The organism is Oleiagrimonas sp. (assembly GCF_027858935.1).
Lineage (GTDB): Bacteria > Pseudomonadota > Gammaproteobacteria > Xanthomonadales > Rhodanobacteraceae > Oleiagrimonas.
The window spans coordinates 1-6,449 of the sequence record NZ_JAQIBU010000202.1; the positions used below are offsets into that span (position 1 = coordinate 1).

Below are 6,449 nucleotides of genomic sequence, written 5' to 3' on the forward strand. Positions count from 1 at the left end.
GGTTGGGAAAATAGCGGCGGTTGATAGCCGCGATGTCCGAGTCGGCTACGGTGCAGTCGATCTTGCCTGACCAGACCTTGCGCAACAGCTGTTCCGTGCCTGCGGTCGAGTCGACACGCCAATGCAGCTTCGGATGCTCAACCTTGAGCGCATCGAGGCGGGCGACATAGCTGCTGTCAGCCACTACCTCGAGGTCGAGGCCGACCAGATCGTCGACCGCATCCGGAGAAGGCCCACCACGCCGGCACACGACCTGCTGCGTCACCTGCTGATAGCTCGGACCGAAATCGAACTGCTTATCGCGCTGCGCGGTCCGGGTGAGACCCGCGGCGACCATGTCCCCTTTGCCCGCAGCCATGGCTTGCATCAATGCCGCAATCGAGTCCTTGATCACGAACTTCGGGGTTACGCCCAACGACCTGGCGTAGGCACTGGCAAGAGCGTATTCCGGCCCCTGCGGCTGGTCGTCCCGGCCCACGTAATACGTGGTCGGTGCATTGCGTGTCAGTACAATGAGGCTGCCGCGAGCCTTGATCTGCTCAAGCACTCGATCCGTTTTCTGTGCGCAACCGACGGATGCCAGGACCAGAAGCGGAAGCGCCCATCTGGATACAGCAAGAAACCGCGAAAACACCCGCAATGGCGTGGTCTGTTCGTTCTGCATAAGTTGTTTCCCCTGCGTCACACTGCACAACCATACCCCGGATCAGCGTCCACTTTCACCCTTCGGACGCTCGACACGCATTATCAGAAGAGGTGCTTCATCAGGGATACACTGGACTTTTCAGGCCAGCCAGCTCGCCTGGTCCGGGTACTTGGAGCACGCCAGATACACCTCGTCAGTGATCGTTCCCGTCGTGTTACAACCCGCTGACAAGATGCCTGAAAATCACGCCAGTTCGATCGTCAAACCTGTCGGCCGCAAGGCAACCGACGGCGCGACAAACGCCCGCCCTGCTTCGGGATACAGCGAGGGATTGCGAATCGAGAACGCGAGCTGTACGGGTCGCCGCTACAAAAGTACTCAGCCTGGAATAGCGCCTTTTTTGACAGGTGCACGATGAAATTCTTCACGGTTCGCAGGCAGCAGGGCCGGGTAGTCTGACCATTCGTCACACGCGAGGAAACTTTCGTGCAGCAGGATGATGGCAGCACCAAAAAAAACCTTTCGCCCACCATCGCACTCGCCGTACTCGGCATCGTCTATGGCGACATCGGTACCAGCCCGATCTACGCCGTTCGCGAATGCTTCCGCGGCCTGTCGCCGCTGCCGGTCACCGAACCCAACATCCTCGGCATTCTGTCGCTGATCTTCTGGGCGCTGATCCTGGTGATCTCGACCAAATACATGATCTTCGTACTGCGCGCCGACAATCATGGCGAAGGCGGTATCTTCGCGTTGCTGGCACTGCTGCGTCCGGATAAGGAACAGGATCGCTGGTCGCGCCGACTTCTGATCCTGCTGGGGCTGTTCGGCGCAGCGCTGCTGTTCGGTGGCAGCATGATCACGCCGGCGATCTCGGTACTGAGCGCCGTCGAAGGTCTGCAGGTGGGCGCCCCCGGTCTGCAACCCTGGGTGCTGCCAATCACCATCGGAATCCTTGTCGGACTGTTTGCCTATCAGCACCGCGGCACCCAACACGTGGGCCTGACCTTCGGACCGATCATGGTGCTGTGGTTCGTGACCCTGGCGCTGCTGGGCGTAGTGGCCATCATGAATCACCCGGGCGTATTGCGCGCAGCGTCACCGTCTTATGCGGTCCAGTTTCTGTTACTCAACGGCTGGTCGGGCTACCTGGTCCTGGGCGGCGTGTTTCTGGTGGTGACCGGCGGCGAGGCGTTGTACGCGGACCTGGGCCACTTTGGCGCGCGGCCCATCCGCATCATGTGGTTCAGCCTGGTGCTCCCGTCACTGCTGATCAACTATTTCGGCCAGGGCGCAGAGCTGCTCAGCCATCCGCACAACCTGCAGCAGCCGTTCTTCAACATGGCGCCGCACTGGTCGCTGTACCCTCTGGTGATCGTGACCACGGCGGCCACCGTGATTGCCTCGCAGGCGGTGATCAGCGGCACGTTCTCACTGACCCGTCAGGCCATGCAATTGGGCATGATCCCGCGCATGCAGGTGCGCCAGACCGCCGCCGACGCGCACGGCCAGATCTACATGCCGGGCGTCAACTGGACCCTGATGCTGGCCGCCTGCGGCCTGGTGCTGTCGTTCGGCTCGTCCAGCGCGCTGGCGGCGGCCTACGGCCTGAGCGTCAACGCCACCATGCTGGTGACCAGCATCCTGGCCTTCAACGTCGCCATCGAGCGCGGCGGCTGGTCGCTGCCACGCGCGCTGCTGCTGCTGGTGGGGTTCACCACCATGGACCTGGCCTTCCTGGTGGTCAACGGCATGAAGATTCCCGATGGCGGCTGGTTCCCGCTGGCCATGGGCGCGCTGATGTTCGCGCTGATGGCCACCTGGCGACGCGGCACCGAACTGCTGCTGCGCGCCTACGAAGCCGATGCCGTCAGCATCACCACCCTGGTCGGCAGGCTGGAAAACGACCCGCCCATGCGCCTGCCCGGCAGCGCCGTGTTCTTCACCGCGCGCGCCGAGGACGTGCCGCAATCGCTGCTGCACCTGCTCAAGCGCACCCGCGCGCTGCAGGAAAACGCCGTCATCGTCACCGTGTCGGTGGCCCGTGTGCCGCGGATCAAACCGGACGACCGCATCCAGGTGGAAAACTTTGGCGAGGGCCTGCACGCCGTGCGGCTGCGTTACGGCTTCATGCAGGGCTTCAACATCCCGTCCGACCTGACCCTGTGCGTGGACGCCGGCGACCTGCCCATCGACATGGAGCAGGTCACCTACTACGTCGGCCACACCTCGATCCTGGCTGGACGCAAGAAAGGCGGCATGATGGCCTGGCGCGACCGCCTGTTCGCATTCATGGTGCGCAACACCATGCAGGCCACCTCGCAATACCAGATCCCCGCCGGTCGCGTGATCGAGATCGGGCTGCAGTTGGGCATCTGAGCGCGCCTTGCGCGCGGATGATCAATCGTCGTGGTCCGGCTTGCGGGCGGGACGTGTCTGCTCACGCACGCGGAGCGCGTGCGGATACGGCGTGCCCGGGTGCAGCCCGCGCCACAGCACGTGGTTGAAAGCGACTGTCGGGATGTCGTCCTCCACGTGCCAGTCGTAGCCGCGCGTTTGTTGCGCCCACCACTGTGCGGGGCGGGGCTTGTGCCAGCGCGGCAAGGTCATGGCCTCGCTGCTCTGCGGCAGCCGGGTCGCGGTCAACGGGCGCGGTTCGGTGGCGTGGAAATCCCAGTGCCTGGCGTTGCGGTCGAACACCGTGGCCATGGGCCGCTCGTAGGCATCGTTCAGCGTCATCGGACCGAATCCAAGAATGTCCTCGATGGTGCGCACCAGGTTCACCGTGGTGTAGCGGTCGCTGACCACGGCGTGGTGCTTCACATACGGTCCGGCCACGAACGCGACGCTGCGGTGGGCGTCCACGTGGTCGGGACCGTCCTGGGCATCATCTTCGACCACGAAGATCAGCGTGGAGTCCGCATACGGCGAGTGGGCGACGGTCTCGATCAGCTTGCCGACGGCTTCGTCGTTGTCGGCCACTTCGGTATCGGGCGTGTTCACGCCCTTGATGGCCTGGTCGAAGTTGCCCAGATGGTCGTGCATCAGCCGCACCAGCTCCAGCGACGGCAGGTCCTGATGCTTGACGTAGCCGGCGAACTCGCGCGCCCATTCCGCCTCGCGGTAGACGTCCGGATAGCGGTTGTCGAAGCCGCGGAAGTACGGATCCGTGCGCGGGGCCAGCGTCGGGTTGGTCGACACCGCCACGCGTACGCCACGGGCGTGCGGATCGATGATTTCGCCTATGCCGCCCTGCGACGTCGGTCGATCGTACGGCTCCAGGTCGATGAAGAACCCGTAATTGCGCACGCTCAGTCCTGCGCGCAGCGCCGCGTCCCACAGGTAGCCCTTCTGCTTCTGGCCCTGCGGTCCGTCGGGCGCGGCGACATCGTTTTGGCCCGGCAGCAGGTCGGGATCATCCGGGTAATACGGTGCCACCTTGCGCCGATCCGCCAGGGTCGGCAGGGCCACGTTGACGTTGCGGTTCTCACCCTCCCAGTCGTAGGACAGTCCGTCCAGCGCGTAATTGATCGGAATGTTCTTCTCGCCCGCGTCGCTCTCGCGCGCGGCCGTGCTCCAGGCCCACCCGTTGCCGCTGACCTCGCCGGTGTCGTAGAAATTGTCCAGATCCACGAATTGCCGCGCCAGACGATGCGCATTGGGCGTGATGTCCTTGCCGAACTCCACCAGTGACGGTGCGCCGTTGCCTTCACCCAGGTCGCCCAGGATCTGGTCGTAGGCGCGGTTTTCACGCACTACGTAGATGATGTGACGGATGTGACGGTGCAGGAACGTCATCATGGCCCGGTCGCTGGCGCTCTCGGCAAACCCGAAGTGATTGTTGCGCGCCACCTGATGGGTGAGCTTCTGCAGCACCTCCGCGTCAGGCCGCGGAAAGCTCAGCAGCCCGGCGTGCGAGCGCTGCAGGATGTAATCGTTGCGCGAGCGACAGTCTGCATCGCGCTTGATGTTGTAGTTGTTGCGCGAGCAATTGCGCGCGTTCGGCCCCGGCACGCTCTTGCCGTTGACCACGTACAGCCGCCCCCCGTCCGCGCTGACGCTGACGCTGTTGGGATAGAACCCGGTCGGGATCAGCCCGGTGACCTGCGGATGCGGCGTGTCCAGCGCCACCACCGCCACCGCGTTGATGCCGCCGTCGGTGACGTACAGCCGCCGGCCGTCCGGCGACAGCGCCAGGCTGTTGGGCACCGTGCCGTGGAAAAATGCCGTCGCGCCCAGCAATGACGAGGGCGCAGTCACGCGCACATGATCGACCACGCGATCCACGTGGGTGTCGATCACGTCGACTTCGGCCTCGTTGTCACAGGCCACATACAGCTTCCTGCCGGCATGACCGAGCAGCATGCGGTTGGGATTGCCGTGGACCGGAATGCGCGCGACCAGCTTGGGCGAGGTTCCCAGGCGAACCACGTCGACCTCGCGGTCGCGCTGGCTGGACACGTAGGCCATGTCGTTGCCGCGCAGCACCACCCACAGCGGATACTCGCCACCGGCCTTGCCATGCTGCGCCGGAGTCACCCGACCGGGTCGCAGCGGCACGTCGGTCACGCTGCGCGTGGACAGATCCACCCGCGACAGGCTGTCGTTGTAGTAGTTGGCCACCACCAGGGTCTTGCCATCCTGGGTCACCGCCAGACCGGCCGCTTCCGGCTTCACGTGCAGCCCGACGCCGCCATGATTGGCAAACCGGTACTTGCTGCGCAACAGATGGCCCAGCGCGATCGGCTTGCCGCTCTGCGCCCAGCGTCCATGGCGAAGCGCAAACACGTGCACGTTGTCGTCGTCCCCTCCGGCGACATAGAAATGCCGCCCGTCAGGTGCAAAAGCCAGTCCCATGTAGGTCGCCGGGACCGGCAGTACCTGGGTCTTGCGCGGCGCACCGTGGCGGATGTCGTAGACAAACACGTACTGGTTGGAATCGGCCCGTATCGGCCGACCGTTACGGCCGAAGATCTGGTTGTAGCCGCTGGTCAGCACCAGCAGCGTGTGCCCGTCCGGACTCACCGCCGTGGTCACGGCCTGGTTGGCACGAAAGTCCGGAAACCGTTTCAGGCCCGGGTCCAACGTCTGGAATATCGCGCCCGGTGCCGCGCGCGGCGTCAGCGCCTGGCCGCTGGGCGTCAGCCTGGCCGTAGCGTCTGCCTGTGCCAGTGATGCCAGCGCCAGGCCGAAGATCACCCCCCCTACCCATCGATTCAATTGCATGGTCACACTCTGGTTCCGAACGGATTCATGCCCAACACCGTCCTTATGGACCGGACAGCGTCTCGGCGTCTCATGCCGCGACATGGACACCATGGTGCCGCGTCCATGCATCGATTTTATGACAGCCGACTGCAATCAGGTTGCCCGCCGTTGATCCGCATGTTCGAGGGTTCACCCGCACACGTCTTGCCCCAGATTGATTGCGCGTCGCATCCGCTGCAAGCAGCGGGCGATTGAGGATCGAGGTAGGCGATCTGCGCGGCCTTGGATGAGGACGCATTGGCTTGTCGAACCCGGATACCGGGCCCATATCCATAGCTGAGCTTCATCAACGGAGACCCCCCATGCTCTACAGAAAACAGACCCGCAAGACCGTGCAGCAAGCCTTTGAGGACATCCAGCCTGTGCTCAAGGAGCACAAGTTCGGCATGCTGCATCACTACGACTTGCGCGAAACCCTCAAGAGCAAGGGCTTCGACCTGCCCCAGGCCTGCCTGGTGCTGGAGGTGTGCAACCCGAAACAGGCGCACGAGGTGCTGGGCGTGGACATGGCGCTGAACATGGCGCTGCCCTGCCG

The 6,449-nt window shown here is 64.0% G+C and carries 4 protein-coding genes; 2 read left to right on the top strand and 2 right to left on the bottom strand.

Features of this window, described 5'->3' with window-relative positions; all coding sequences use genetic code 11:
• On the bottom strand, positions 1-664 hold a 664-nt coding region (locus PF446_RS07430; RefSeq protein ID WP_298070709.1), incomplete at its 3' end, for a transporter substrate-binding domain-containing protein.
• Between the two features lie 468 nt (positions 665-1,132).
• Between PF446_RS07430 and PF446_RS07435 the strand changes: the two genes are divergently transcribed.
• The gene (locus PF446_RS07435) at positions 1,133-3,025 is read left to right on the top strand and encodes a KUP/HAK/KT family potassium transporter (RefSeq protein ID WP_298070711.1); all 1,893 of its coding nucleotides are present in this window, start codon (positions 1,133-1,135) and stop codon (positions 3,023-3,025) included.
• A 21-nt stretch (positions 3,026-3,046) separates the two neighbouring features.
• Here the strand turns inward: PF446_RS07435 and PF446_RS07440 are convergent, their stop codons facing one another.
• Complete coding sequence (locus tag PF446_RS07440; RefSeq protein ID WP_298070712.1) at positions 3,047-5,872, bottom strand: bifunctional YncE family protein/alkaline phosphatase family protein; 2,826 nt, start codon at positions 5,870-5,872, stop codon at positions 3,047-3,049.
• 344 nt (positions 5,873-6,216) lie between these two features.
• On the opposite strand from PF446_RS07440, the gene PF446_RS07445 reads away from it, so the two are divergent.
• Positions 6,217-6,449 (top strand): DUF302 domain-containing protein (locus PF446_RS07445; protein WP_298070714.1); only part of this gene is annotated, 233 nt, incomplete at its 3' end.